The sequence below is a fragment of the Ruegeria sp. HKCCD6119 genome, assembly GCF_013110585.1.
Taxonomy (GTDB): Bacteria; Pseudomonadota; Alphaproteobacteria; order Rhodobacterales; family Rhodobacteraceae; genus Ruegeria.
This window is the reverse complement of record NZ_WVQV01000001.1, coordinates 1,059,476-1,085,396: the sequence shown is the minus strand read 5'-3', so window position 1 is coordinate 1,085,396 and position 25,921 is coordinate 1,059,476. Positions and strand designations below refer to the sequence as shown.

Sequence of the window (25,921 nt, the reverse complement as noted above, 5' to 3'; positions counted from 1 at the left end):
GGCGCCCGGCAACAAACAACAAGGAAACACCGGAATGGCAGGACAAGCCACGGTTCTGGTAGACGGCAGCCGTCTGAGCCAGTTGGATCAGCGTTTGCTCGTGCTCGAACGGTTTCTGGCACTGATCAGCGGATTGGCGGTTTTTTCACTGATGGTATTGGCCGTTGTGTCGGTCAGTGGCCGAAATGCGCTGAATGCTCCTTTGCCGGGCTATGTGGACTGGATCGAACAGGCGATGCCTCTCATCGCTTTTCTGGGCATTTCATATGTTCAGCGTGATGGGGGGCATATCCGGATGGATATCGTTATATCCCGCTTGCACGGTCGGGCTTTGTGGCTGTTCGAACTGCTCTCGGTGGTTCTGATCCTGATCCTGATGCTGGCTTTGGTTTGGGGCAGTTGGTCTCATTTCGACCGGTCCTTTGATTTTGGCGCCCCAATGTGGAGCCGGGACAGTTCGATCGACATCGGTATACCCTTGTGGCCGGCCAAGCTGCTGGCACCCGTTGCATTTTCCGTTCTCTGCCTGCGCCTTGCGCTGCAAGTCTGGGGGTATGGTCGGGCGTTCTGGCTGGGGCTGGACGCTCCGGCGGCCGTTCCGTTGATACAGGATGCAGCGGCGCAGGCGGCGGCCGAGGCTGAACAGTTCGAAGGGCAGGACTGATAGATGGACACGATTGATATTGGCCTCTGGGTCACTGGCGGCCTTCTGGTCCTCGTCGTGGCGGGCATGCGGGTTGCCTTTGCAGCCGGTTTGGCAGGGCTTGTCGGACTGGTTTGGATTTTCTGGGCCAAGTTCGGTTACGATCCGGAACGGTTTGGCAAGGCGCTGACAGTGGCGGTCAAGACCGCGGGGCAGGTGCCACATTCCAAGGTCGCGTCCCACACTCTCAGCCTGATTCCGACCTTCATCCTGATCGGGTATCTGGCATATTACGCGGGGCTTACCCGCGCTTTGTTCGAGGCCGCAAAACGCTGGGTCGCATGGGTGCCCGGCGGGTTGGCGGTTTCGACCGTTTTCGCCACGGCCGGCTTCGCTGCGGTGTCCGGAGCTTCGGTTGCGACGTCCGCCGTCTTCGCCCGTATCGCGATTCCGGAAATGTTGAAGGTGGGCTATAACAAACGCTTTGCAGCAGGCGTGGTTGCCGCGGGCGGGACGCTGGCCTCCCTGATCCCGCCTTCGGCCATTCTGGTGATCTACGCGATCATCGTCGAGCAGGATGTCGGGAAGCTGCTGTTGGCGGGGTTCATTCCGGGTGCGTTTTCCGCAATCGTGTACGGCCTTCTGATCGTCGGGATTGCAGTGATCTTCAAATCCGTTGGCCCGCCGGTCACGGGGTTTTCCTGGAAACAGCGCTTTGCCGCTCTTCCCGGTGCTATTCCGATTGTCGCCGTCATTCTGATCATCATTTGCTTTGTCTATAACCCGTTTGGTGAAAAAGCATGGGGCACTCCGACGGAAGGCGGTGCCATTGGCGCCTTCATCGTATTCTGTTTCGCCTTGTTCCACGGAATGCGCTGGGCCGAGTTCAAATCTGCGCTTTTGGAAACCGCCAAACTGACGGCGATGATCTTTTCGATCATCTGGGGCGTTCTGATCTATGTCCGCTTTCTTGGGTTCGCCGACCTTCCGGGTGCCTTCTCGGATTGGATTACGGGGCTCGAAATGTCGCCCATGATGATCCTGATCTGCATTCTACTGGCATATGCGGTGTTGGGCATGTTCATGGACGCGATCGGGATGCTGCTTTTGACTTTGCCCGTCGTCTATCCGGCGGTGATGGCCCTGAATGGTGGTGAAACCGTCAGTGCCGCCGACAGCGCGTTTGGAATGTCCGGCCCGATGTGCGCGATCTGGTTTGGCATTCTGGTCGTCAAAATGGCCGAGTTTTGCCTGATTACACCGCCCATCGGGCTGAACTGCTTTGTCGTTGCCGGTGTGCGCCCGGACCTGAGTGTTCAAGATGTGTTCAAAGGCGTCACGCCCTTTTTCATCGCGGACGCCCTGACCATCGCAATGCTTGTGGCATTCCCGGGTATTGTCCTCTACCTGCCATCGCTTGCGGGATAGCTCGGAAGCGAGGCTCTGCCTCGCGCTCCGGGGTATTTGTGGCCAGATGAAGTTCGGATCCCCTGCTTCATCTGGCTGAAAATATCCCGGGGGAGGCGCGCGCAGCGCGGCGGGGGCAGAGCCCCCAAGATCGCGTGTTATCCAGCTCGCATCAACATTCCGAACAGATCGCGCGGATCGTCCGGGTCGGCCAACATGTCCAGAGGTTCAAAGAAGGTTGTGCCTTCAATCGCCTGTTTCACATAGCGCAGGGCCGAGAAATCCTCGATGGCAAAGCCGACACTGTCGAACAAAGTGATCTGCCGCTCATCGATGCGCCCCTTGGCGGCGCCGGTGATGACCTGCCACATCTCGGTCACAGGGTGATCCGCGTCCAGCGCCTGAATTTCGCCTTCGATCCGGGTTTGTTCAGGGTACTCGACGAAGATGTCCGAACGTAACAGGATGTCGCGATGCAGCTCGGTCTTGCCGGGGCAATCGCCTCCGATGGCGTTGATGTGCACGCCGGGCCCGACCATGTTGTCGGTCAGAATCGTTGCGTATTTCTTGTCTGCCGTGCAGGTGGTGATGATCTGGGCACCTTCAATGGCGTCTTCCGGCGTCTTGCAAGGGATGACGGTCAGGCCCTTGCCCTGCAAGTTCGCAGCGCATTTCGACGTGGCATTCGGGTCGATGTCATAAAGCCGAACGGTGTCGATTCCGCACATTGCCTTGAAGGCAAGGCATTGGAATTCGGACTGTGCGCCATTGCCGATCATGGCCATTGTCCTGGCATTTTTCGGGGCCAGATAGCGCCCGACCAATGCCGAAGTCGCAGCCGTGCGCAGCGCGGTCAGCATTGTCATTTCGGTCAACAGCGTCGGATATCCTGTATAGACGTCTGCCAACAGACCGAATGCAGTTACTGTTTGCAGCCCCTCGGAGGTATTCTTGGGATGGCCGTTTACGTATTTGAACCCGTACGCCTCACCATCCGAAGTTGGCATCAACTCAATAACGCCATGAGGAGAATGCGCCGGAATGCGAGGTGTCTTGTCGAAGCTTTCCCATCGTTTGAAATCGGCCTCGATCTGAGCGGCAATCTGCGTGATCATCTGTTCGACGCCAATGTGGTGTACCAGTCGCATCATGTTGTCGACGGAAACGAATGGTACCAGGGCCTTGTCTGAAGGTTGCATGGTGCTCTCCTATCGGCGGGCAAGGTGAACGCCTGCAATCATGCAGCGCACGGACCCACCGGCGGTTTCAATTGTAGGAACGGACAGCGGCAACGGTGTTGCACTGTCCTGGATTGTTGCGATTTGGTCTGGTGTGAGGGCGGCAAGTGCCCTGCTGGACAGGGCCAGACCCAACCCATCCCGTCCGGTCAGTTCAATGGCGTTACCTGCGAACTCGGCAATTTGGTCGTGCGTCAGGTCAATGACCGTTCGACCGGATTCTTCCAGCCGATTGCGAACGGTCATGCGGCGGGCCGGGTCCGAAATCATGTCGAGGCAAATCAGGGCGTAATGCGTTCCGATACCCATCAAAACGTTGGTGTGATAAACGTCTCGGCCCTTGGCATCGCGGGCTTCGAAGGCGATTGGTTCATAGTTGAAATGTGTGCAGAACCGTTCCAACAGGACCGGATCGGCGCGATTGGACGTCACCGTGTAAGCGATACGGGCCACATGATCCAACACCATCGCGCCGGTCCCTTCCAGGGCCAGGTTGTCTTGTTCCAGCCCGGAATAGTCGATGACATCCTGCACACGGTATTCCTGTTTGAGCAGTTCGATTACATCGGTCCGGCGTTCGCGTCTGCGCGATGGCACGTACATCGGGTAGATCGCCACATGGCCGCCGGGATGCGTCGAGAACCAGTTGTTTGGAAAAACGCTGTCAGGTGTGTTGAGGTCCCCGAAATCGTCAAACACATGAACAGTGACACCGGCGTCGCGCAATTGCTGTACCGCCCGATCATGTTCATCCCTGGCCGCTTCCGACGTGGCCTGGGCGGATGCGGTGCTCAGCGTTTGAAAGGCATTGTCATCGCGTGTTTCCGGGTTGGACGCAAAAGCGTGCGGCCGGATCATGACGGCGGCAGATGGCGCTTGCAGAGACAGCATCAAAAACTCCGGGTGGGACGGTCGAAGATACGGCGACCCATCAACGAGGCGGCCAGATCGACCATCAGTTTTGCGGTTCGGCCCCTCTCATCCAGAAACGGGTTCAGTTCGACCAGGTCCAGCGAGCAGACAAGCCCGCTTTCATGCAGCAGTTCCATTACCAGGTGGGCTTCGCGCTCGGTTGCACCGCCGGGCACGGTCGTGCCGACTGCGGGCGCCACTGCCGGGTCGAGGAAATCGACATCCAAAGATACATGTAGCAGAGCGTTTTCTGCCTTCACGCGATCAAGAAAGGCCAAAAGGGGGGCTTTGATTCCATTTTCATCGATGCTGCGCATATCCGCCAGCATGGCGCGGTCTTGCTCCAGCGCCGCCCGTTCCGCCGGGTCAACAGAACGCAATCCGATCATGCCGACGCGATCCGTCGGTATGACGGCCGGCAAAGGGGGGAAATCCTCGAATCCGGGTCTGCCGGTGAAATACGCCACCGGCGTTCCGTGCAGGTTGCCGCTGCCGGTACTGTCCGGAGTGTGAAAGTCGCTGTGGGCGTCAAGCCATAGCACAAAAAGAGGGCGGTCGATCCGAGCAGCATGGGCGGCCATCCCGGCCACCGTACCCATGGACAGGGCGTGATCACCCCCCATGAAAATCGGAATGCCCTGACCCGCCGCGTCTTGTGCAGCTTTGCTGAGAGCGTGCGTCCACCCCACGCATTCGGGCAGGGCGAACAGGTGCGGGTGTCGGGGAATGTCGACGTTTTCGGCCTGCACGTCGCCCCAATCTTGAACGGTGTGACCAAGATCAGACAGCGCCTCATCCAACCCTGCCACGCGATACGCATCAGGTCCCATCCGGCATCCCTGACGACGTTTCCCGGCGTCCATTGGGGCGCCGACCAGTATGATATCCTTGATTTCCATGTGTTCATTTAGGCCGTCGAGCTGTCTTGCGTGAAGTCGGCAAAATGCTCAAAATGGTCTCGGAAGTTCCTTTATGAGAAGATGCTATGGACGAATTGGACAATCGGCTGCTCAATGCGTTGCAACGGGATGCACGGGCAAGCCTGTCAGAGCTGTCGGAAACACTGGGCGTGACACGCACCACGGTCCGCAGCAGGTTGCAGCGGCTGAAACAGTCCGGTGAAATCGTCGGCTTCACCGTCCTGACGCGTCGCGACCTGGCGCAAAGCCCGGTGCGCGGGTTGATGATGCTCGAGATTGAGGGGCGCGGGACGGAACGCGTCATGGCCCGGATCGGTGCCATGCGTCAGGTGACGGCAGTTCATTCGACAAATGGCAGTTGGGATCTGATCGCCGAGATCAGCGCGGAAACCCTGGCCGAACTGGATGAGGTTCTGTTTCAGATCCGACGGATCGACGGCGTGACGCGTTCGGAAACGAACCTTTTGCTGTCAACACGCAAGGGGCGGCTCTAGCGCTTTGAGATAAAACCAAAATGTGCCAGAGTCCGTTGGCAGATGATGTCTGAATCGTCGACGGGCGGGTGAGCCGCGCGTGGTATCTGCGATCAGAAACTGGCGGGGACGTGCAGCATGACCAATGCGGAAAGTGACGGTGAACCTCTGGCCGTACACTGGGCCGAAAAGCTTACGGCCATGTTGGAAAAACCGTGGCTGCGGATTGCAATACCGGTTCTCGTGACCGGGATCGCGCTGACGGTTCTGCATGATTTGTCGGCGCATGTGAAATGGTCAGATGTCCAGACCGATATCGCAACGACGTCGTGGAAACTGATGTTTTTCGCATTGTGCTGGACCGCGTTCAGTTTCCTGTCGCTGTCGCTCTATGATGTGTTTGCCGTGCAAAGCGTGGCGGGCGGCAAAGTGCCATTGCCTGTTGCCGGAATGGCAGGAGCCAGCGGCTATGCCGTGTCGAACTGTCTGGGTTTTTCCTACATTACCGGAACGGCGATCCGGTATCGGATATATGCGTCGCTGGGCTTGGATCTGGGGCGGGTGGCCGGGGTTATCGCAACGTCCTGGGTCGCGTTCTGGATGGGGCTTGTTCTGGTTCTGGGTGTGTTGCTGACCGTGCATCCGGATGGGATCTCGAAAGTGATGCCTGTCAGCGAAACGGTGGAAACCGCCATCGGGCTGAGCCTTTTGGGGGCATTGGTCGCGATGTTCATATGGTTGTCCAGCGGCGGCAGGCGGTTGGCCGTCGCCGGTATCGGGTTCGACTTGCCGGGTGGCAAACTGGCCAGCCTTCTGACACTGGCCGCCATCGGAGATCTGGTTGGCGCGTCCATGGCGCTCTATGTCCTGATGCCGGACGATCTGGGCGTTGGCTATCCCTATTTCTTCACGATCTACATCGCCGCCATCGCCGTTGGAATCCTCAGCCACGCGCCGGGCGGGCTTGGGGTATTCGAAGCCACGCTGATCGCGGGGCTTGGAGCGTCGGGACGTTCGGATGTGATCGCAGCCTTGTTGCTGTATCGCGTCGTTTACACCTTCTTGCCGTTCGGTATCGCCAGCGTGTCCATTGCGATCGCGTCCGCACTGACGCAAAGGCACAGGATCGGCGGCGCCGCGACATGGGTCTATCGGGTTATCCGCCCCATTGTTCCGATGGTGGCAGCCGGGGTTGCGGCCGTGGCAGGGGTGGTCCTGCTGATATCCGGCGCATTGCCAGCGGGCACGCAGAACCTTGGCGTTCTGAGAGAGGTCTTGCCGCTGTCGTTTGTCGAGGCATCGCACCTTGCCGGCAGTGCTGTCGGCGTGCTGCTTTTGCTGGTGTCCCGCGGTTTGTTTCGAAAGCTCTACCGCGCATGGGTGGTGGCCATGCTGTTGATGGTGGCCGGGTTCTTTGCCTCGCTGGCAAAGGGGCTGGACACTCACGAAGCGCTGTCGATGCTGGGCACGATTGGCCTTCTGGCGATGTTCCGCGGGGCGTTTTACCGGGTCAGTGGCGCGTCGATCTTCAGGCTGAATATTCCTTGGTTGGTCAGTGTCGTGGCGCTGCTGGCGGTGATATTCTGGATCGGATTGTTCGTCTATTCCCATGTCGAGTACCAGAACGCCCTGTGGTGGGAATTTGCCTGGAACGGTGACGCTTCGCGCTTTTTGCGCTCCAGCCTCATCGTGGCGGTGATCGTGGGCGTCGTGGCCGTGAACTCTCTGTTCGGGCGAGATATTCCGACGCCTGTGCGCACGGAAATCCCCGAGGTCGTTGAACGGCTTGTGATGGAGTGCGAGGACACCGAATCCCAAATCTCGCTTACCGGTGACAAGCAGTTCCTCATCTCACCGGATGAGACCGCATTTATTGCCTATGCAGACACGGGCAACGCTCTGATCTCGAAGGGAGAGCCGGTTGGCGATGAAACGGCGGGGCGGCAGTTGATCTGGCAACTCAGGGAATTGGCGGACCGAGAAGGAAAACTGTGTGCCTTCTACAGTGTTTCAACCAAGTACCTGCCGACATTTCTGGATCTGGGCCTGTCGATCCTGAAGATCGGCGAGGTCGCGCGGGTGCCACTCAGGGATTTCTCGCTGGACGGAAAGTCGCGCAAGCGGTTCAGACAGGCCAGAAACCGGGCCGAGAGGGAGGGCTATGTATTCGAGATCATCCCGAAAGAGAACCTGGCCCCGGTATTGCCGGAACTGCGCGCGATTTCAGACCATTGGCTGGCGCAAAAGGCGGGTGCCGAAAAGGGCTTTGCGTTGGGGGGCTTTGACGATCAGTACCTGTCATATTTCGATCATGCGGTTCTGCGTGACGGTAAGACCGGCAAGATCATGGCCTTCGCCAACCTGTTTCAGGGCGGCAACAAATCCGAGCTGTCACTGGATTTGATGCGCTATGAGCCTGACAGCCCGAGCTTTGTCATGGATGCGCTTTTTGCCGAGATGATGAACTGGGGATCGCAACAGGGGTTCCACTGGTTCTCATTGGGTGCGGCGCCGTTCTCAGGCATCGAAAACCGTCAGCTTGCATCACTTTGGAACCGCATCGGCGGCTTTGTCTATGAGCATGGCGAGCAATTCTATCATTTCGAAGGTTTGCGCGCCTTCAAACAGAAATTCGATCCGGAATGGAGCCCCAACTATCTGGCCAGCCCCGGCGGGCTGGCCGCCCCCCGCATCCTTTACGAGGTCAATATTTTGATCTCGGGTGGTCTGCGCGGGTTGACCAATTAGCGCCTAGTTCAGGCTGGCCCGGGTTGGGGTTTTTTCAAGCAGATCGCCCCAATCGGTTCGATAGGCCATTTCCGCCAGCACGGTTTCAGGCAGGAATTCCTGGTTTTGCCGGATCTGCCATCCGCCGCCCAGACCCTTGTAAACGGCAACCAGATTGCTGGACACCTGCTGCCGCGCTTCGATCAGGTTTGCCTGCGACCGCAAAAGCGCGGTCTGCGTGTTCAGAATGCGAGAATAGCTGGCGATTCCATCCCTGTACTGGCTTACGGCGATATCTGCGGCCTTGCGCGAAGCTTCGACGCTTTTCTGATAGAACCCAACTTGTTTGCGTGCTTGCGCATAGGCGACCATCGCACTTTCCACCTCGGAATACGCGGTCAGAACGGTGTTCTGATAATTGGCAATCAGCGCTTGATATGCCGCATCCTGCGCACGGACATTGTTTTTGATGCGGCCATAGTTGAGCACGTTCCAGACCACGCCGGCACTGGCCAGACCGGTGGTGCTGTTGCCGCTGAACAGATCGCGCCCGCCCGAAGCCTGTAAACCGATCGCGCCTGACAGCACGAACTGAGGATACAGGTCAGCCATTGCGATACCCACCTGCGCGGATTGAGTCGCAGCGGCCAGTTCCGCCGCGCGGACATCCGGGCGGCGGCGCAGCAATTCTGCTGGCACCCCAACGGCCACATTTGTTCGCGCTGACGGGATACGGCCGGAATTCCCCAGCAGGTTGGTCATCCGGGACGGCGTGGCCCCTAGCAGCACGGCCAGCGCATTCTTGGTCTGTTGCAGGTCGCTTTCCAACTCGGGCACCAAGGCTTTGGTATTGTTAAGCAGGGCAGTGGATTCCTGAACGTCCAGTTCGGTCGTGACCCCGTTGTTGAACCGCAGCTGGGTCAGGTCCGCCGATTCCTGCTGCAATTTGATGTTTTCCCGGGCGACCGCCAACGATTCCTGCAGCGCGCGGATATTGACGTAGAGCGCGGCCACGTCGCCGGTCAGTGTCACCAATGCGTCGTCATAGTTTGCGACCTGCAAAGCCAGATTCGACCGCGCCGCCTGCACACCGCGCCGTTGTGCGCCCCAGACATCCAGCTCCCACTGGGCGTCGAACCCAACCTGAGACGTCGAGAATTCGGTATCCAGGGGGATGATCCGGTTGATATCGGCAACAGGCCCAAGGTTGTCGCTGATTTGCCGCCGCTGCAAAGACGCGCCTATGGCCTGGGATTGTGGGTACAATTCGCCGAAAGCGATCCCCAGCTGTGCCCGCGCTTGCAGCACCCGCGCTCCCGCGACCTGAAGCGTCAGGTTCTGAGCATAAGCTTCGGCAATCAGCCGGTTGAGGGTCGGGTCATTGAATGTCTCCCACCATTTGACCACGGGTGCGCTGCGCGATGTTAGGCCGCTTTGACCGACGCTGGGGCTGTTTACCTCGATCCACTGCTTGACGACCGGAGAGTTCGGGCGCACGAAATCGGGCCCCACGGGCGTGCAGGCCGCGAAAGTGGCGGCGCAAAGTGCAGTTCCCATCAACCGGCTAAGTGTCATGGCGCGCATCCTCAGATATCCAGCGGTCGAATGAAGTTGGCGAAGGAATAGAGACGGATGTTGATGCGTCTTAGGAACTCAAAGCTTTTGCCCATGCCGGTGTAGATCGCCACTGCGGCGTGGCCGCCAGCCGGGAAAGTGTGCCCTTCCGGGATATCGACGGTGATCTGCACGGCAATTCGACCGGGCAGTTTCGGCAGTTCAAAGCCGGGCAGGCGGCCTGAAGGGATCAGTTGCCCTTGGCGTGTGGCCCACCAGATCGCCTCGACCTTGCCCGTCAGGATTTCGCCCGGGTAAAGATCCAGCGCCACTTCGACCTCTTGCCCCGGTTCCACGAATTTCAGATTCTGCTGGCGAAAGGTCGCAAGAAGATAGGGGCTGTCCTCGGTCACGAAACTGGCTATCGCGCCCAGTCGAACATCGCCGACGACCAGCCCGGGGCGGGCTTGCTGCGATACGATCATGCCGTTTTCAGGCGCGTAGATCGTTGTGTTTTCAAGAAAATACTCAGCCTCGGCCAACTGCGCCCTTGCCTGGAGAATACCCGTGTTAACACCGTCTATCTGGGACTCCACAGCCAGTTGCGCCTTTTCCAGATTTGCTTCGGCCTGTTTGACGGCAGCAAGGTCTTCGGTCACCTGCTCGTTCCAGCGGTCCAGTTCGTCTTGCCGCGCTCCACCGGCGGGCACAAGAGTTTCATACCGGGCTTGCTGAGTCTGCGCATAGGCCAGCTGCGCGTTTGCGCGTTCAACAGCTTCGGTCGACGCGATCACATCCTGTTCCAGAATCTTGGAATTCTGTTCAGCGGCGACCAATTGCGCCTGCGCATTGTCCACCGCCAGTGAAAACACCGTGTCATCAAAGCGGTAGAGTGGATCGCCCTTGGTGACAGGTGTGTTCGGTTCCACAAGAACTTCGGTCAGGATCGTCGGTTGTGTCAGTTTGGGAATGATCTGTATGGTCGAACGCACCACGTGGCTGTCGGCCGAGAAGGGTTGAAAGAACCGCAATGCGACCAGAAAAATCAGCAACAGGTGCGCGCCAACCCAAAAGGATACGATGCCCCAGGCGATGTTGAATTTCAGCAGTTCCAGCTTGAAGAAAATAAGCCAGACGAAAATGATGTAAAATAACGTGATGCCAAGGGCGACGAACATGTTTTGTGACTTCCTCTGGCCTTAGCTTTGCTGCGGATCGTCTGTGTCCAGACGACCTTGATATTCAGGTCGGACATCGCCACCCAGACGTTTGATTTCATCACGAATGGCGTCTTTTTCCTCGTCAGGGCCACGGCGAATGTCGACCGTAACGCCATCATGGAACGCCCACATAAAGGCATGGACCCAGGGCACCACGGCCAGAAATCCCATCCAGCCCATGATCTTTACGGCCTCGGCATGGGGATGGTTGCGCTTGATGGCGATCCGACCCGGAAGACCCATGAGAAAAAGAAACAACGCCATCACAGCCGCCAGAAGCAGGATCAATGCCACGAAAGTCAGATAGTCATAATAGCCAAGCGGCTGTCCCAGTAGTCCCATGCTCGCTCCTCCTTTTCGGGAAGGTTACGGTATCTTCAGTTGCCGGCGTCCAATTCGTCAATCAACTTGTAGCTTGTCGGCGGGTCAGCGCAGATACCCGGCCCGCATTCCAGCAAGGTCGAACCCGCGTTCAGCACCGCCAAAGCCAGCATGACGAAAAACGCGATCTTTGCCAGAGCATTTCCTCCGAACCTTGGTTCCTGACCAGAAGGGTCGGCGTATTGGCGATCAAATAACAGCATGATCGACGTGCCCAGCAACACAAGGAAAAAGGCGATCCCGGCCCAGGTATAGTAGTGCAGACCCAAAACAGGAGAGCCGTAATGCCCGGTGCCGGGTACGATATGCAGAAGAATTTGGCGGATCGATACAGTGCCGCCATACAAGGCCGCAATCAGCACGATGGCATAGTGTTGCGGCCGTGGACCGTAGAGCAGGTTCAAACCAAGCCCCACACCGACGGCAACGAACCCAACACGTTGCAGCAGGCAAAGCGGGCAGGGCAGTTCATAGAGGACAAGCTGATAGAAAAACGCCAACGCCAGTACAAGGCAGACGGCAAGCATACCGATCGCGTTGAGGGTGCGGGACAGTTCAGGTGTCATGGCAAGCCCCTCAGAGTTGAATTGTAAGCGGTGTGGTGGCGTGGAATTTCAACCAGTAGATACACATGGTCAATGTGACGAAAAACAAGGCGTTGCCAGCTTTGGTCAACTTGAAATAGTTCAGCCCCATCGTGGCGATAAACAACGAAAATAAAAGCGCAATCATGGCCCGGTCCTCCCCTCCCGTGCACAAATTCTTGTATGAAGGATAGTGTCAGGCCAAGTTCGATCTGGCAAGCCGCGCAACTCGCCCGGACGTTGTTATTTGCCCGCCTCTAGTCGCAGATGACGACATCAGTCTGCCACTCGCGACAATGCTCTGGCAGCTTGCCGGGCAGGGGCAGGTCGCTATACACCGTGTCAAGTTCGGCAATTGATCCTATCCGCGCCGGGGCCGAGCGTTGAAACTTTGAATGATCGGCAACCAGAAAAGTTCGGCGCGCCTTCTCGATGATGGCCTGGCTGACCTGAACCTCCTGAAAGTCGAAGTCCAAAAGATCGCCATCCGCGTCCAGCGCCGAACATCCTATGACGGCGATGTCGAATTTGAACTGCCGGATGGCTGATACGGTCAGGTTGCCGATCAGCCCCCCGTCTGTCCGACGCAAAACGCCGCCGGCCATGATGATTTCGCAGTCCGGGTTTTCGACAAGAATGTTTGCAACGTTCATGTTGTTGGTCACCACCAGCAGGTTCTTGTGGTTCAGCAACTGCCTTGCCACGGCCTCGGTCGAGGTTCCGATGTTCATGAAAATTGATGCACCATCCGGGATATCAGCCGCGCAGGTTTGAGCGATGCGGGTCTTGGCGTCCGCGTTCAGCGCGCGGCGGTCCTCGTATCCGATATTTGAAACACCCGAGCGGAGAACAGCGCCCCCGTGAACCCGGTCCAGCTTGCCCGCATCTGCAAGCTCGGTCAGGTCGCGCCGGATCGTCTGAACGGTGACGCCAAAGCGTTCAGCCAGCCCCTCGACGGTAACGCGCCCATCGGTGCTGGCGATTTCCAGAATGTCGGATTGGCGAAAGGACAAGGACATGGGCAGTTCCGGTGTAGAGGATTGATTTTCGTTTTTGTTCTTTTTGTCGATTTTGGCAAGCCAACTTGCTGAAAATTCATACCAGTGTTGCAAAAAGAAAAAAAACGAACATAAACATTGACGAAGCGAAGGTCATTCTGGCTAATGCCCGCAACCGTGTCAGGCAGGGAATCAATGGATATGCAGTCAACGGACAACCTGATCACAGACCTTTTCATCATCGGCGGCGGGATCAATGGCTGTGGAATAGCGCGGGACGCCGCCGGGCGGGGTCTTTCGGTGACGCTGGTCGAGATGAACGATCTCGCTTCTGCCACGTCCTCTGCCTCGACCAAGTTGTTTCACGGCGGATTGCGGTATCTTGAGTATTTTGAATTTCGCCTGGTGCGTGAGGCCCTGATCGAGCGTGAAACCCTGCTGCGCGCGATGCCGCATATCAGCTGGCCCATGCGTTTTGTGCTGCCCTACCACAAGGATATGCGGTTTGATTCCGAAACGCCGACCTCGCGGTTGCTCAGCACGGTCATGCCGTGGATGCGCGGGCGGCGTCCGGCCTGGCTGATCCGGTTGGGCCTGTTCATGTATGACAATCTGGGCGGGCGCAAAATCCTGCCGGGCACGACGTCATTGAACCTGCGGTCAGCGCCCGAGGGGGCCCCGTTGCAGGACAAGTTCGAAACGGCTTATGAATATTCCGACTGCTGGATCGAAGACTCGCGATTGGTGGTCCTGAATGCGCGTGACGCCGAGTCGCGCGGCGCGCAGATCATGGTCCGAACCGAAGTGACCTCGGCCGAGCGGGTCGGCGATCTTTGGGAAGTGTCCGTTCGGGATCGGGTCAGCGGTGAGACCCGTTTGGTCCGGGCCAAGATGCTGATCAATGCAGGTGGGCCCTGGGTGGGCGACATTATTCAATCCAAGATCCGCGTGAACTCTCGCGAGGGCGTGCGGCTTGTGCGGGGCAGTCATATCGTGACGCCCAGGCTTTACGATCACGACAAATGCTATTTTTTCCAGGGCGAAGATGGCCGCATCATTTTCGCCATACCATACGAGCAGGACTTTACCTTGATTGGGACAACGGATCAGGATCATCCGGACCCGTCGACCAAACCGGTCTGCACAGAGGCCGAGCAGGATTACCTGTGCGCCTTTGCATCAAAGTACTTCAAAAAAAGCATAACGCGCGACGATGTCGTGTGGACCTATTCCGGCGTGCGGCCTCTTTATGATGACGGAGCAAGCAGTGCCACTGCGGCAACGCGGGATTACACGTTGAAAGTCGATGCGCAGGGCGGGGCGCCCGTTTTGAATGTATTCGGCGGCAAGATCACGACCTATCGCAGGCTTGCAGAAAGCGCGCTTGAGAAGGTCGGTGAGTATTTTCCGCACCTGCCCGGCCCCTGGACCGCAGGTGTCGCACTGCCGGGGGGTGATTTTCCGGTGGATGCTGTCGAAACCCTGAAAAGCGATCTTATGGCGGCCTATCCTTTTTTGACCGAAAGCTGGGCTGCCCGCCTGATCAGAGCTTACGGGACTGAAGCAAGGGATGTTTTGGATGATGCAAAACAGGTATCCGATCTGGGAGAGGAGTTTGGCGCAACCCTGACAGCGAAAGAGGTCGCGTGGCTGATGAACAAGGAATATGCCCGCTCAGCCGAAGATGTGGTTTGGCGCCGCAACAAGCTGGGCTTGCGGCTGAGTGCCGAGCAGATTGCGCGGATCGATCAATGGATGTCTGAACGGTCCGAGGATAAGGGATAGCCTGAAAACGCCTGAATCCTAGTAGCGGAATTGCAAAAAAGCCCCATCAGTTCAGATGGGGCTTTCGGTGTTCAGGCGGCTTTTTCCGTAGGGTCGGGGTCGCTCTTGTTGCCCTTCAACCATTCCCGCATGCCTTGCATCAGGGCATAGAGCACGGGCACCACGATCACACCAACCAGCGTTGCGGCCAGCATCCCGCCAAATACCGCGACACCAATCGCTTTCTGGCTGGCGGCACCGGCTCCGTTGGCGGCCAGCAGGGGGACAACGCCAAGTAGGAAGGACAGCGCAGTCATCATCACAGCGCGGAAACGCTGATATGCCGCCTCTGCTGCGGCCTCTTTGATGGACAGCCCCTTGGCGCGTTGCTCCATGGCGAACTCGACGATCAGAATACCGTTCTTCGAGGCCAGCCCGACAAGCATGATCATACCGATCTGCGTATAGAGGTTGATGTCACTGCCCACGATGGCCACCGCCGCCACGGCCCCAAACAAGGCAACGACAACGGAAAGCAGGATTGAAACAGGTAGCGTCCAACTTTCATACTGACCCACCAGGAACAAGTAACCGAACAGGATGGCAAGCCCGAGGATGATGATCACCAGACTTCCCGAGGCCAGCTGCTGCTGCGCTGTCCCTGTCCATTCGAACGCATAGCCCGGGGGCAGGGCGGTCGCGGATTCTTCGGTCATCACGTTGATTGCATCGCCGCTGGACAAGCCGGGTGCAGGGACCGCCGTCACCGTGGCCGACCGGAACAGGTTGTGGCGCTTCAGCAGAACCGGACCCAGCACGTTTTCAACGTCGATCAGTGTCCCCAGCGGCACCATGTCTCCGTTTTGAGAACGGACATAGAGGTTCGCGATATCTTCGACATTGTCCCGATAGGTCCCATCGGCCTGAATCATCACGCGATAGACACGGCCGAACAGGTTGAAGTCATTGACATAGTAAGATCCCAGCTGCGCCTGCATGGTCTGAAATATCTCGGCGACCGAGACATTCAGCGTTTTGGCTTTTTCGCGGTCCAGATCAACGAACAGCTGTGGGACGTTGGCGCGGAAGGTCGTATAGGCCTGCCCAATCTCGGGCCTCTGATTGGCCGAATACACGAACGAACCCACGGCCGAGGCCAGATCCTGCGGAGTGCCACCACCGGTTTGCTGAACTTCCATCTCGACACCGGCGGACATGCCAAGGCCCTGGATGGGCGGTGGGTTGAAAGCAAGGACCGAAGCTGCTGATTCACCGTTCGCGATCGCCAGCACTTTGGCCAGAATGGCGTCCGCGCTCAGATCCTCTTCCTGCCGTTCGCTCCAGTTTTCGAGGTTGACGAAAATCGCAGCGCCGTTGGTGATCGTGCCGTTCAGCATCGAAAAGCCGTTGACAAGAACCGTGCTCGCGACGCCCGGGATTTCACTTATCTGTTCGTCCAGACGAGCAGTGACCGCCTCGGTCCGTTCCAACGTTGCGGCATCAGGCAACTGAACATCGACGAACAGATACCCGTTGTCTTCAAGCGGAATAAACCCGGCCGAGGTGTTGGACATGATTGTTCCGGTTCCCATGCCAAGCCCAACCACGATGGCCAGCGCAATGGCCGGAAAAACCAACAGCTTTCGTACAATGGCCACATAGCCGTTGCGCACGGTGCCGATGAAGTTTTCGAACATCGCAAGCACCCCTTTGGGAGGGCCGGACCGGGGACGAAGAACCAAGCCGCACAGGGCAGGCGAAAGGGTCAGAGCGTTGATGGAAGAGATTACGACAGCGGTCGAGATCGTTATGGCAAATTGGGAATACAGCCGCCCCGAGATGCCGGGCATGAACGTGACCGGCACGAACACCGCCAAAAGAACCAGTGTGGTCGCGATGACCGGCCCCGTGATCTGGCCCATGGCTTTACGGGTGGCTTCAGCAGGGGGCAACCCTTCATCGGCAATGATGCGCTCCACGTTTTCGACGACGACGATGGCGTCATCCACCACGATACCGATGGCCAGCACCAAGGCGAACAGCGAGATGGTGTTCAGCGACATCCCAAACGCCAGCAGGAAGGCAAAAGTACCGATCAGGGATACCGGGATTGCCACCGCCGGAATGATCGTTGCGCGCCAACTTCCAAGGAACACGAACACAACCGAAATAACCAGAATGAAGGTCAGGATCAGGGTCGAGACCACATCGTTTAAAGACGCCTCGACAAAGTCGGTCGTGTTGAAGGGGACATCATATTCGACATCTGTCGGAAAGGCGCGGGACAGCCGCTCCAATTCCGCCTGCACGCGTTCCGAAACCGCCAAAGCGTTTGCACCGGGGGCCTGATAGATGCCGATAACCGTGGCTGGAACCGCCTGAAAATAGCCGGAAGCCGCATAATATTCCGCGCCAAGCTCTACCCGGGCGATGTCTTTGACGCGGACGATGGCACCGGCGTCACCTGTCCGGATGACAATGTCACCGAATTCCTCTGCGGAGGTCAGACGGCCTTTGGATTTAATCGTGTATTGAAACGTCTGCCCTTCGGGAACGGGTGGCGCACCGATCGAACCGGCGGATACTTCGATATTCTGTTCCCGGATCGCATTGATGACATCCCCCGGTGTGATGGACAGCGCCGCCATCTTGTCCGGGTCCATCCAGATCCGCATGGCGTATTCAAGGTTGGTCAGAACATCGGCCTTGCCGACGCCCTGCACGCGGGCCAGCGCATCGCGCAGATTGATCGAGGCATAGTTCGACAGGAACACACTGTCATAGGTCCCATTTGGTGAGGTCAGAGTGACCAGCATCAGCATGTTGGTCGAAGATTTCTGTGTCACCACGCCGGACGAAGTCACTTCGGCTGGCAGCGACGACATGGCCTGCGCCACCCGGTTTTGAACGTTGACCGATGCGATGTCAGGATCGGTGCCGACCTCAAAGGTCACATCCAGCGAATAGGACCCGTTGTCCGATGATCTGGACGTCATGTAGATCATGTCGTCCACACCGTTGACCTGCGCCTCGATCGGCGCGGCAACGGTATTTTCAACGGTCTCGGCGTTTGCGCCGGTATAGGTGGTCGAGACGTTGACCACGGGCGGGGTGATATCGGGAAACTGCGCGACCGGCAGCACAAGGTATCCGATACCGCCCATAATGGTCAGCACCAGCGAAATGACGAGCGCCAGCTTGGGCCGGCTGATGAACAGGGCTGAGAACATCTGTTACTCTCCCGGTTGCTCAGAGGCGACGACTGCGTCAACAGCGACGCCGGGGCGAACCCGTTGCAGGCCCTCGACAATGACGCTTTCGCCTTCGCGCAGCCCGTCCAGCACGATAATCGCGGTTCCGACCGTGTCACCGGTGGTGATGTAACGCTGTTCAACCATCTGCTTGTCGTTGACCACCAAGACAAACTCACCCCGCTGATCGCGCTGCAAGGCGGCTTGAGGCACCAGAACCTGCAAGGTCGGTTCCAGCGCTTCGATCTGCACATTCACAAAGGCGCCATCCAGAATCAGCCGGTCCGCGTTGTCGAACTGGGCGCGAATGGTAATTGCGCCGGTCAATGGGTCGATACGGTTGTCAACGAATACAATTCTGCCGACTTCATCCATCTTGGTGCCGTTGGGCAGGATGACGTGTACATTCGGGCTTTGCGGGCTTTCCGCCAGCGATGCCGAGTTTTCACCATAAGTCTGCAAGACTGAGGTGAAGAGCTTTTCGTTCAACGAGAAATTCACATATATGGGCGTCTCGCTGACGATATTGACCAGAGGAGGGTTGTTTGGGCCTACCACATCTCCGACGCTGGTCGTGATCCTGCCGATACGGCCGTCGAATGGCGCATGTATCTGCGTGTAGCTCAGGTCAAGCTCGGCCTGCTGGATTGCGGCATTGGCCGCCTTCACCTCTGCCTCGGCGACCAGTTCGTTGGCGCGGGCAATGTCGCGTTCTGACTCTGGTGTCGCGTCGCGTTTGTAAAGTTCTTCTTTACGCGCCAGATCGACCTTTGCCAGTTCAAGATTTGCTTCGGCCCGGTTCAGATCGGCCTTTCGGGCCTCAAGCGTCGCCTCGTACAGGTCGGGTTCGATGGTGAACAGCAGATCGCCTTCTTTGACGGTCGCCCCATCCTCGACCTCGCGGCTGTTGAGAAATCCGTTCACCCGCGCCACGATATCGACCTTGTTGATTGCCTCGGCGCGTCCGATGAACGTGGCTTCGTCGGTGATTTCCTCGGTATAGGCCGCCGCTATCGAAACCTTTGGCGGTGCCCCTTCTTCCTGCGCGGTCGCCGGATGCGCCAAACCCAAGGACATCAGCATGAATGCGGCGGCCAAATGCCTGCTGGTCTTGTTGGGTGAAAGGAATGCTGGGGACATGGCGAAAGCCTCGATCGATGCAGAAACAAAAGATACCGACCCAGTCGCCACGGCGACGCGAGTCGGAGGAACCTTGTCTCAGGATGACTTTTTTGTGCCGATATCTCAAGCGTGATGAGTCCCGCGCTGGTCAGGGCGGAGGTCAAAAGTTCAAGCACTTATGCTGGCTTAGGCCCTGACGCGGCCGCGTGGCCCAAACAAAAGGGGCCCGAAATGGGCCCCCCGGGTCTATTGTGCCGGACCGATCAGTCGCGGGTTCCCGCGAACCTGTCCTGCCATTCTTCGCGCTGTTCATCCGTTATCTTGGCGAACAGAACGTCTGGCACGGCAAAGTCGTGGCCGGACGGCAAGGCGTTCAATGCGGTGGCAACATCATCGGGCCAGCTGGTATCCAGAGTGTTCATCGCGCTCAGCATGCGGGCCGAGGTGTCGGGGATGAACGGTGCGCTGAGAACGGCGTAAAGCCGGATCAGGTTCAGGCCAAGACGTACCTGCGCGGCGGCCTGCTCGGGGTCTTCCTTGAATGTGGACCACGGAGCTGCGGCCTGTAGATATTCATTTCCTGCGACCCAGATTGCCCGCAGCTCCTGCGCGGATTTGCGAACCTCCATCGCCTCCATATGGCCTTCATAGGCGCGGACACGTTTGGTGAGCTCTTCGATCAAGGCCTGTTCGCGGGGGCCGAACTGTCCACCTTCGGGCACGGTCTCACCAAATTTCGAGCGGCAGAATTTGGTGATGCGGCTGACAAAGTTGCCCAGAACGTCTGCAAGGTCCTTATTCACCGATTGCTGGAAATTCTCCCAGGTAAATTCGCTGTCGCTGCTTTCGGGTGCATGGCTCAGCAGCCACCAGCGCCAGTAATCGGCAGGCAGAATGTCCAGCGCCTGATCCATGAACACGCCACGGCCCTGGCTGGTCGAAAACTGGCCGCCGTCATAATTCAGGTAGTTGAACGACTTGATGTAATCCACCAGCTTCCAGCGCTCGGGTGATCCGGCCTCTTCATTATGCGCGTTGGTGCCTAGGATGGTGGCTGGGAAGGACAGGGTATGGAACGGCACGTTGTCCTTGCCCATGAACTGGACATAGCGCACGTCGTCCGCGCCCTTGTCGGTGCGCCACCAGCGTTCCCAATCCGCATCAGTCCTGCCGTTGGCGTCCGCCCATTCCTTGGCGCAGGCGATGTATTCGATGGGGGCGTCGAACCAGACGTAAAAGACCTTGCCTTCCATCCCCGGCCAATCCTGATCGCCTTTCTTGACCGGTACACCCCAGTCCAGATCGCGGGTAATGCCACGGTCCTGCAAGCCGTCGCCATCATGCAGCCACTTCTTGGCAATCGAAGTGGTCAGGACCGGCCAGTCCGTCTTGCTGTCGATCCACGCATCCAGCTTGTCCTTCATCGCGGATTGACGCAGATACAGGTGCTTGGTCTCGCGCACTTCCAGATCGGTGGATCCGGAAATGGCCGAGCGCGGCTCGATCAGGTCGGTCGGATCCAATTGTTTGGTGCAGTTTTCGCACTGGTCGCCGCGTGCGCGATCATAGCCGCAATTGGGGCAGGTGCCTTCGATATAGCGGTCAGGCAGAAAGCGGCCATCGGCGTTGGAATACACCTGTTTCTCGCTGACTTCGCGGATCAGGCCCGCGTCATCCAGCTTGCCCGCAAAATGCTGGGTCAGGCGCTTGTTCTGGTCGCTGGACGAGCGGCCGAAGTGATCGAAGCTGAGACCAAACCGGTTGGCGATATCGGCCTGAATCGCATACATGTCGGCGCAATATTCCGCCACCGGCTTGCCAGCCTTGGCGGCGGCCAGCTCGGCGGGTGTGCCGTGTTCATCCGTGGCGCACAGGAACATGACCTCGTTCCCCCGGCCACGCTGGTAGCGTGCGTACAAATCAGCCGGCAATTGCGAGCCGATCAGATTGCCGAGGTGTTTGATCCCGTTGATGTAGGGGATCGCCGAGGTGATGAGAATCCGAGCCATGATCCGTTTCCGCGTAACTGTCTGCGCGCCCGTCTACATGATGTGATCGCCCAGCAAAAGCCCGGCATTGACTTGCTTGTCGATTTAGATCCCGAAGGGATCGAAAATCGTGCTGCCGCGACGGTCTGGATCGCGTTCCGGAGACGTAAAATGCCACTGAAGTGAACAGAGGGATCTCAACGCTTCGACTCCGAGTGGCAGCGCCTTCTCCTTGTTCCATACCGAACCGACCGAAAAGGCCGGGGCGATCACAAAAGATATTCAAAAAACGGGGGCGTTGGGTTGTTCAGTCTTCCCGTGATCGTTTCAGAAGGCGACCAATCGTGAATGAGGTGCGCGGGGCGTAAACATAATTCGTGCGCTCCTCGGGGGTGGGGCGAGACCGCATCCGCGCCAGACCAAACACGATCAGGAAGACATGCCCGAACGCCACGAAGGCAAAAAGGGCACCGGGACCAAATTGCTGGATCAGGGTCGAGGTTATGTAGGGCGATGCAATCGCCCCCAAGGCAAACCAGAACATCAGGGCAGCCGAGAGTTCCACCCGTTCCTCGGACGTGGCAAAGTCGTTTGCGTGGGCGGAAGAGACCGAGAAGATCGGGAAGGTTGTCAGACCAAAGAACACGGCCGCCGACATGACTCCGATCGTTCCGGTGCCGCTGGCCGCCATGGTGACGCCGCAGCTGAATACCGCGGCAGCTGACAGCCAGATCAGCACCCAGCGCCGGTCATATTTATCAGCCAGCCAGCCGACAGGGTATTGAGCAAGCGCTCCACCCAGTACGAAAGAGGCCAGGAAGAATGCGATCTGATCGACGCCCAGTCCGACCTCTTGCCCGTAAACCGGACCCACCATTCGGAACGAGGCCGAGCTGAGCGCGGCCACGATCACGCCAGCCACGGCCAAGGGTGAGCTGCGCCAAGCCAGCTTGGGTTTCAGACGGGGCGCGTCGGGTGTTTTGGGTTGGCTTGCTTTGGTCAGCGTCAGCGGCAGAAGTGACGCACAGCACAGGATCGCCAGCAGGTTGTACGAGACGTAAGAGGCCGGGGGCAGAACGGCGATAATCAACTGGGCGCACAGGGACGCGCCCATATCCGCGATCCGGTACGTTCCCATTGCACGCCCTCGGGTTTCATTGGTGACCTTTGCGTTCAGCCATGCCTCGATCACCGTGTAAGCGCCTGCGACGCAGGTGCCCGAGGCCACACGAAGGGCGGCCCAGATATATGGGTTTTCGGTCAGCGTATGTCCGATGAGACCCATCGCGCCCAACGCGGTGCAAACTGCAAATGCGCGTGAATGACCGACATTGCCCATCAGACGTGGCGCCCACCAGCAGCCGATGAAAAACCCCAGAAAGTGCGAAGACCCCAAAAGACCGATCTGTTCGGTCGTGAAATCCAGCGTGATGCCGGAAATGGCATCGAGCGGCCCGACGCCTCCTGTCGAAAGCTGAAGCAGAATGACCGAAAGAAACAGGGCGGCAAATGAAATGATCGTGCGCATGGTGGTCTCAGATTGGCAGGGTCGCCGCACAATGCGCGCATCAATTCGACTTTAGCGAGTCGTTTTTTGCCGTTCGGCGATCAGGTCGCGCGTATGATCTCGGCGCGGATGTCCAGGCCGACAGTGTCATCAACCAGGTCAGGATAGCCCGAAGCTCCGAAGTCGTGCCGGTTCAAGGCGCCCTTCAGACCAAAGGTCAGACGGCTGAGATCGTTTGCCGCACTTCCCGCCTGCCGGTACAGATTGGCCTCCAATGTGATCGGGCGGGTCACGCCGCGGACCGTCAGATCACCCGTGATCCGAGCGCCATCTGATATTCGCCCTTCCGCGCCCAGTTGTATGTCTGTTGACACAAACCGGATCGTTGGGTGCTGTTTCGCGTCCAAAACGCTGGGGCTGAGCATGGGCATACGGGCAAAGGGCAGCCGTGTTCTGGCTTTGCTGACGTCCAGTGTCACCGTGACCTGGCTGTTCTGTAGCCGACCTGTGTCAATCTGAACATCGGCGGTCCGGATCGGCATCGTCCCTGACTGTGTCACCCCCGCAAGATCAAAGGTGAACCCGACCCGGGTGCCTTCATCCGACAGGATGTATGGCCGCAATGCGGCTTGTGCTGCCCGGGTCAGGGGCAGGGTTGCCAGCCCGGCAAGCAGGCTGCGACGGGTCAGAAGGGTCATGCCATGACGCCTTCCCGTGTAGGGCGGGATCTTCTGAGCAGCATCAGAACGATTGCAATGTTCAGACCGTTCCAAAGGATGCCATTCACGAACGCCAGTTGGTAGCTTCCGGTGAGGTCGTAGATCCATCCTGACATCCAGCCACCGAGTGCCATGCCAAGAATAGTCATCATCATGACGAACCCGACGCGCGCACCAGCTTCTTGCGGCGGCATGTATTCGCGGACAATCAACGCATAGCTGGGCACGATGCCGCCCTGTGCCAGACCAAAGAGCAGACTGATGGCATAAAGCGACACCATTCCATCGTAGGGCAGGAACAGGAACAAGGCGATACATTGCAGGAGCGAACCGATCAAAAGCGTCAGGACCCCGCCCAGCCGATCTGCCAACAAACCCGAGATGATCCGGCTGACAACACCACCCAATAACATCAGTGACAGCATCTCGGCCCCGACCGCGGGCCCATATCCCAGCCCGACGCAATAGGAGACGATATGAACCTGTGGCATCGACATGGCGACACAACAACCGATCCCGGCCAGGCCCAGAATATATTGCAGCGCGCGCGGTGATACACCGACACTTCGTGCATTGATTTTGGCGGATGCTGCGGCGGTGCTGTGTGCCTCGACCGGAACCCTGCGGCGTAGCAGCAGCGACAGGGGAATGACGACGACAAGCGTCAGCACGGCGAGCGTCAGATAGACCTGTTGCCATCCATCCCGCGCCAGAATTCCGGACAGCATGGTGGGCCAGATGGCGCCGGACAGGTAATTCCCACTGGCGACCAACGCGACGGCAATGCCGCGCCGTTTCATGAACCAATGTGAGATATCTGCGATCAGCGGGCCAAACCCAATCGATGTGCCCAGCCCCAGCAGGAGATGTGCCGCGGATAGCAACATTATGCTTGGTGCCAGCGTTGCCAGCACGTAGCTCAGCGCACTTAAGACGGCTGCTCCGATCAGGGCGCTGGTGACGCCCAGCCGGTCCACTACCTGCCCCAGCCACATGTTGCCCAGGGCAAAACCGATCATTGCCAGAGTGTACGGCATCGAGGCTTCGGCACGACCGGCCCCGAATTCGGTTTCAACTGCGGGCATGACCACGATCACGGCCCACATGCCGACATTCGCCACTGTTGCAATGGCGAGCGTGATCAGAAGGCGAAGCCAGGAATAGCGGCTGTCATGGATCGGATGGCTCATGTCGTGACGCTAGGGCGCGGCCCGGGTTTTGACCAGTCACTTCTTGCGTGATCCGTGTGGCTTTATGCCGGTGTGTCTTCGGTTTCGATCCGTTCCAGATGCAACCCGGCACGAGCGGCGGTCATGGTGGCCTGCCATGTGACCGGGGGCAGGGCACGGGCGCGGCGGCGTGTCAGAGCCCAGATCCGAGCCTCATCCCGATGGGTGGCCGCCATGTGCCAGCGCGTTTCAACCCCTTGCGCGCCGCCATCTCCGGGTGTCAGCAGCAAACCAAGCGGAGCCCGCCCCATCGCACCCCCCTGTTCGGCAGCCAGATGCATCCGGCGTATCGGCGTGAGCCCCGGTGCGCCGGGCAGGTCGCCGATTATCAGCGGAATGGCCCCGCTGCGCAGCGCCTCCTCCAGGCACCACAGCAGATCTTCGGCACGGGTGGGATGAACAAATATGAACCGGGCCGGATCGGCAAAGGCCATCATCCCATCGGGGTTCAGCTGGCCGGGTTCCCAGGCGGGGGAAATCCACAAGACCGGCCCCTGCGTCTGACTGGCCAGCCACATGGCAAAGCTGCGCCGGGCGGGGCCGCATGCCTCGTGCACGCGGCCCAGTTCCAGGGTGATCTGCGGATGGAGCTTTACCCCCGGTGCCTGACGCGCAGTTTTGTGGCCAAGAAGCTGAGTGGACATGCCGGAACACTAGCATGTTCTATTTTTGTTCTCAAGCTGCCCGGGCCGTCAACGAGACAAGATCAACTTACCATTTGCAAATTGGACGCTCGAGAAACGATGCAGATATTCCATCCCCAGAAGCGACTTGTCCAGCTCGCCCTCATTGACCCAGGCCGATACGTTCTGGTCGGTAATGGGCCCTGCGGTCAGGGTGTCAAGCCGCACCGGCGCCGTGCGCACCTCGCCGTTGGCGGTCAGGGCGCGGCCGAAATAGTTCAGTTGATCGGGATCGATGCCTACACGTTCTGCGTCCCGGGCACTGAGAACGATCTGGCTGGCGCCGGTGTCGACAAGAAAGTTGATCGGCTCACCATTCACCAAAACCGGAAGGTAATAGTGACCATCATAGGCACGAGGCACCTCGATCGCGTTGCCGGTGACGGTCATCTGCGGGGCAGGGCCAACCGAAGACCGTATGTCTTCCCACAAGCCGATGACGGCTATCACGCCAATAAAGATGAACACCCAGGCCATCATCTGTTGCAGGGTCTTGTTCAGCGATTGCCGGTTCTGAGAGATGAACCAGGCCACCACCGCTGCGCCGAGCAAGCTCAGATACGCCAAACGTGCAATGCTGTCGCCATCCATACCGTTATCC

At 58.5% G+C, this 25,921-nt stretch carries 22 protein-coding genes; 5 read left to right on the top strand and 17 right to left on the bottom strand.

Going from position 1 to position 25,921, the window contains the following annotated elements:
* Nucleotides 1-34 precede the first annotated feature (34 nt).
* Both GS611_RS05440 and GS611_RS05435 read left to right on the top strand, forming a co-directional pair.
* Nucleotides 35-664, top strand: coding sequence for a TRAP transporter small permease (locus GS611_RS05440; RefSeq protein ID WP_152457727.1), 630 nt, complete (start codon nt 35-37; stop codon nt 662-664).
* Nucleotides 665-667: 3 nt separating this feature from the next.
* Nucleotides 668-2,071, top strand: coding sequence for a TRAP transporter large permease (locus GS611_RS05435; protein ID WP_171633021.1), 1,404 nt, complete (start codon nt 668-670; stop codon nt 2,069-2,071).
* Nucleotides 2,072-2,208: 137 nt separating this feature from the next.
* Here GS611_RS05435 and GS611_RS05430 read toward each other — a convergent pair whose 3' ends face one another.
* Genes GS611_RS05430 through rocF form a run of 3 tightly spaced genes read right to left on the bottom strand, consistent with a single transcriptional unit; the run spans nt 2,209 to nt 5,099 of the window.
* Nucleotides 2,209-3,249 (bottom strand): ornithine cyclodeaminase, encoded by a 1,041-nt coding sequence (locus tag GS611_RS05430; protein ID WP_171633019.1) that lies wholly within the window; start codon nt 3,247-3,249, stop codon nt 2,209-2,211.
* A gap of 9 nt (nt 3,250-3,258) precedes the next feature.
* Nucleotides 3,259-4,179, bottom strand: a complete 921-nt coding sequence (gene ctlX, locus GS611_RS05425) for a citrulline utilization hydrolase CtlX (RefSeq protein WP_171633016.1) — start codon at nt 4,177-4,179, stop codon at nt 3,259-3,261.
* Nucleotides 4,179-5,099 (bottom strand): arginase, encoded by a 921-nt coding sequence (gene rocF, locus GS611_RS05420; RefSeq protein ID WP_171633014.1) that lies wholly within the window; start codon nt 5,097-5,099, stop codon nt 4,179-4,181. The genes ctlX and rocF overlap by 1 nt, the downstream gene beginning before the upstream one ends.
* An 86-nt stretch (nt 5,100-5,185) precedes the next feature.
* Here rocF and GS611_RS05415 point away from each other — a divergent pair, with 86 nt between their 5' ends.
* Both GS611_RS05415 and mprF read left to right on the top strand, forming a co-directional pair.
* A complete protein-coding gene (locus GS611_RS05415) occupies nt 5,186-5,614 on the top strand; it encodes an Lrp/AsnC family transcriptional regulator (RefSeq protein ID WP_171633011.1) in 429 nt (142 codons plus the stop codon).
* A 117-nt stretch (nt 5,615-5,731) separates the two neighbouring features.
* Entirely contained in the window at nt 5,732-8,341 is a 2,610-nt protein-coding gene (gene mprF / locus GS611_RS05410) for a bifunctional lysylphosphatidylglycerol flippase/synthetase MprF (RefSeq protein ID WP_371732223.1), read from the top strand.
* Nucleotides 8,342-8,344: 3 nt separating this feature from the next.
* On the opposite strand, the gene GS611_RS05405 is transcribed toward mprF, so the two are convergent.
* The 6 genes from GS611_RS05405 to GS611_RS05380 all read right to left on the bottom strand — a co-directional run bounded on the left by GS611_RS05405 (nt 8,345) and on the right by GS611_RS05380 (nt 13,078).
* The gene (locus GS611_RS05405; RefSeq protein ID WP_245217982.1) at nt 8,345-9,895 is read right to left on the bottom strand and encodes an efflux transporter outer membrane subunit; all 1,551 of its coding nucleotides are present in this window, start codon (nt 9,893-9,895) and stop codon (nt 8,345-8,347) included.
* 11 nt (nt 9,896-9,906) lie between these two features.
* Nucleotides 9,907-11,052, bottom strand: coding sequence for an HlyD family secretion protein (locus GS611_RS05400; RefSeq protein ID WP_171633005.1), 1,146 nt, complete (start codon nt 11,050-11,052; stop codon nt 9,907-9,909).
* Between the two features lie 21 nt (nt 11,053-11,073).
* Nucleotides 11,074-11,436: a DUF3302 domain-containing protein gene (locus tag GS611_RS05395; protein WP_152457735.1), complete on the bottom strand. Its 363-nt coding sequence runs from the start codon at nt 11,434-11,436 to the stop codon at nt 11,074-11,076.
* Nucleotides 11,437-11,471: 35 nt separating this feature from the next.
* Nucleotides 11,472-12,041 carry a disulfide bond formation protein B gene (locus GS611_RS05390; RefSeq protein ID WP_152457736.1) on the bottom strand — a complete coding sequence of 190 codons (570 nt, stop codon included), beginning with the start codon at nt 12,039-12,041 and terminating at the stop codon, nt 11,472-11,474.
* A 10-nt stretch (nt 12,042-12,051) separates the two neighbouring features.
* Nucleotides 12,052-12,207: a DUF5993 family protein gene (locus GS611_RS05385; protein ID WP_171633003.1), complete on the bottom strand. Its 156-nt coding sequence runs from the start codon at nt 12,205-12,207 to the stop codon at nt 12,052-12,054.
* Between the two features lie 109 nt (nt 12,208-12,316).
* A complete protein-coding gene (locus GS611_RS05380; protein WP_171633000.1) occupies nt 12,317-13,078 on the bottom strand; it encodes a DeoR/GlpR family DNA-binding transcription regulator in 762 nt (253 codons plus the stop codon).
* Nucleotides 13,079-13,258: 180 nt separating this feature from the next.
* On the opposite strand from GS611_RS05380, the gene glpD reads away from it, so the two are divergent.
* On the top strand, nt 13,259-14,842 hold the full coding sequence (gene glpD, locus GS611_RS05375) for a glycerol-3-phosphate dehydrogenase (RefSeq protein WP_171633848.1): 1,584 nt from the start codon (nt 13,259-13,261) through the stop codon (nt 14,840-14,842).
* A 71-nt stretch (nt 14,843-14,913) separates the two neighbouring features.
* Here the strand turns inward: glpD and GS611_RS05370 are convergent, their stop codons facing one another.
* The 8 genes from GS611_RS05370 to GS611_RS05335 all read right to left on the bottom strand — a co-directional run bounded on the left by GS611_RS05370 (nt 14,914) and on the right by GS611_RS05335 (nt 25,911).
* Nucleotides 14,914-18,051 (bottom strand): efflux RND transporter permease subunit, encoded by a 3,138-nt coding sequence (locus GS611_RS05370; protein ID WP_171632997.1) that lies wholly within the window; start codon nt 18,049-18,051, stop codon nt 14,914-14,916.
* A gap of 3 nt (nt 18,052-18,054) precedes the next feature.
* Complete coding sequence (locus GS611_RS05365; RefSeq protein ID WP_171639648.1) at nt 18,055-19,155, bottom strand: efflux RND transporter periplasmic adaptor subunit; 1,101 nt, start codon at nt 19,153-19,155, stop codon at nt 18,055-18,057.
* A 302-nt stretch (nt 19,156-19,457) separates the two neighbouring features.
* Nucleotides 19,458-21,203: a methionine--tRNA ligase gene (gene metG / locus GS611_RS05360; RefSeq protein ID WP_171632992.1), complete on the bottom strand. Its 1,746-nt coding sequence runs from the start codon at nt 21,201-21,203 to the stop codon at nt 19,458-19,460.
* 286 nt (nt 21,204-21,489) lie between these two features.
* Nucleotides 21,490-22,710 carry an MFS transporter gene (locus tag GS611_RS05355; RefSeq protein ID WP_171632989.1) on the bottom strand — a complete coding sequence of 407 codons (1,221 nt, stop codon included), beginning with the start codon at nt 22,708-22,710 and terminating at the stop codon, nt 21,490-21,492.
* An 80-nt stretch (nt 22,711-22,790) separates the two neighbouring features.
* Nucleotides 22,791-23,387 (bottom strand): YceI family protein, encoded by a 597-nt coding sequence (locus tag GS611_RS05350; RefSeq protein WP_171632986.1) that lies wholly within the window; start codon nt 23,385-23,387, stop codon nt 22,791-22,793.
* On the bottom strand, nt 23,384-24,598 hold the full coding sequence (locus tag GS611_RS05345) for a CynX/NimT family MFS transporter (protein ID WP_171632984.1): 1,215 nt from the start codon (nt 24,596-24,598) through the stop codon (nt 23,384-23,386). Before GS611_RS05345 ends, GS611_RS05350 begins: the two co-directional genes overlap by 4 nt.
* 62 nt (nt 24,599-24,660) lie before the next feature.
* On the bottom strand, nt 24,661-25,281 hold the full coding sequence (locus GS611_RS05340; protein ID WP_152457744.1) for an ImuA family protein: 621 nt from the start codon (nt 25,279-25,281) through the stop codon (nt 24,661-24,663).
* A 48-nt stretch (nt 25,282-25,329) separates the two neighbouring features.
* Nucleotides 25,330-25,911: a TIGR02281 family clan AA aspartic protease gene (locus tag GS611_RS05335; protein WP_171632981.1), complete on the bottom strand. Its 582-nt coding sequence runs from the start codon at nt 25,909-25,911 to the stop codon at nt 25,330-25,332.
* Nucleotides 25,912-25,921: the final 10 nt, after the last annotated feature.

Bases quoted from the DNA above. Each gene is read 5' to 3' on its own strand.
- GS611_RS05440 (WP_152457727.1), top strand. From the start codon at position 35: ATGGCAGGACAAGCCACGGTTCTGGTAGACGGCAGCCGTCTGAGCCAG.
- GS611_RS05435 (WP_171633021.1), top strand. From the start codon at position 668: ATGGACACGATTGATATTGGCCTCTGGGTCACTGGCGGCCTTCTGGTC.
- GS611_RS05430 (WP_171633019.1), bottom strand. From the start codon at position 3,249: ATGCAACCTTCAGACAAGGCCCTGGTACCATTCGTTTCCGTCGACAAC.
- ctlX (WP_171633016.1), bottom strand. From the start codon at position 4,179: ATGCTGTCTCTGCAAGCGCCATCTGCCGCCGTCATGATCCGGCCGCAC.
- rocF (WP_171633014.1), bottom strand. From the start codon at position 5,099: ATGGAAATCAAGGATATCATACTGGTCGGCGCCCCAATGGACGCCGGG.
- GS611_RS05415 (WP_171633011.1), top strand. From the start codon at position 5,186: ATGGACGAATTGGACAATCGGCTGCTCAATGCGTTGCAACGGGATGCA.
- mprF (WP_371732223.1), top strand. From the start codon at position 5,732: ATGACCAATGCGGAAAGTGACGGTGAACCTCTGGCCGTACACTGGGCC.
- GS611_RS05405 (WP_245217982.1), bottom strand. From the start codon at position 9,895: ATGACACTTAGCCGGTTGATGGGAACTGCACTTTGCGCCGCCACTTTC.
- GS611_RS05400 (WP_171633005.1), bottom strand. From the start codon at position 11,052: ATGTTCGTCGCCCTTGGCATCACGTTATTTTACATCATTTTCGTCTGG.
- GS611_RS05395 (WP_152457735.1), bottom strand. From the start codon at position 11,436: ATGGGACTACTGGGACAGCCGCTTGGCTATTATGACTATCTGACTTTC.
- GS611_RS05390 (WP_152457736.1), bottom strand. From the start codon at position 12,041: ATGACACCTGAACTGTCCCGCACCCTCAACGCGATCGGTATGCTTGCC.
- GS611_RS05385 (WP_171633003.1), bottom strand. From the start codon at position 12,207: ATGATTGCGCTTTTATTTTCGTTGTTTATCGCCACGATGGGGCTGAAC.
- GS611_RS05380 (WP_171633000.1), bottom strand. From the start codon at position 13,078: ATGTCCTTGTCCTTTCGCCAATCCGACATTCTGGAAATCGCCAGCACC.
- glpD (WP_171633848.1), top strand. From the start codon at position 13,259: ATGCAGTCAACGGACAACCTGATCACAGACCTTTTCATCATCGGCGGC.
- GS611_RS05370 (WP_171632997.1), bottom strand. From the start codon at position 18,051: ATGTTCTCAGCCCTGTTCATCAGCCGGCCCAAGCTGGCGCTCGTCATT.
- GS611_RS05365 (WP_171639648.1), bottom strand. From the start codon at position 19,155: ATGCTGATGTCCTTGGGTTTGGCGCATCCGGCGACCGCGCAGGAAGAA.
- metG (WP_171632992.1), bottom strand. From the start codon at position 21,203: ATGGCTCGGATTCTCATCACCTCGGCGATCCCCTACATCAACGGGATC.
- GS611_RS05355 (WP_171632989.1), bottom strand. From the start codon at position 22,710: ATGCGCACGATCATTTCATTTGCCGCCCTGTTTCTTTCGGTCATTCTG.
- GS611_RS05350 (WP_171632986.1), bottom strand. From the start codon at position 23,387: ATGACCCTTCTGACCCGTCGCAGCCTGCTTGCCGGGCTGGCAACCCTG.
- GS611_RS05345 (WP_171632984.1), bottom strand. From the start codon at position 24,598: ATGAGCCATCCGATCCATGACAGCCGCTATTCCTGGCTTCGCCTTCTG.
- GS611_RS05340 (WP_152457744.1), bottom strand. From the start codon at position 25,281: ATGTCCACTCAGCTTCTTGGCCACAAAACTGCGCGTCAGGCACCGGGG.
- GS611_RS05335 (WP_171632981.1), bottom strand. From the start codon at position 25,911: ATGGATGGCGACAGCATTGCACGTTTGGCGTATCTGAGCTTGCTCGGC.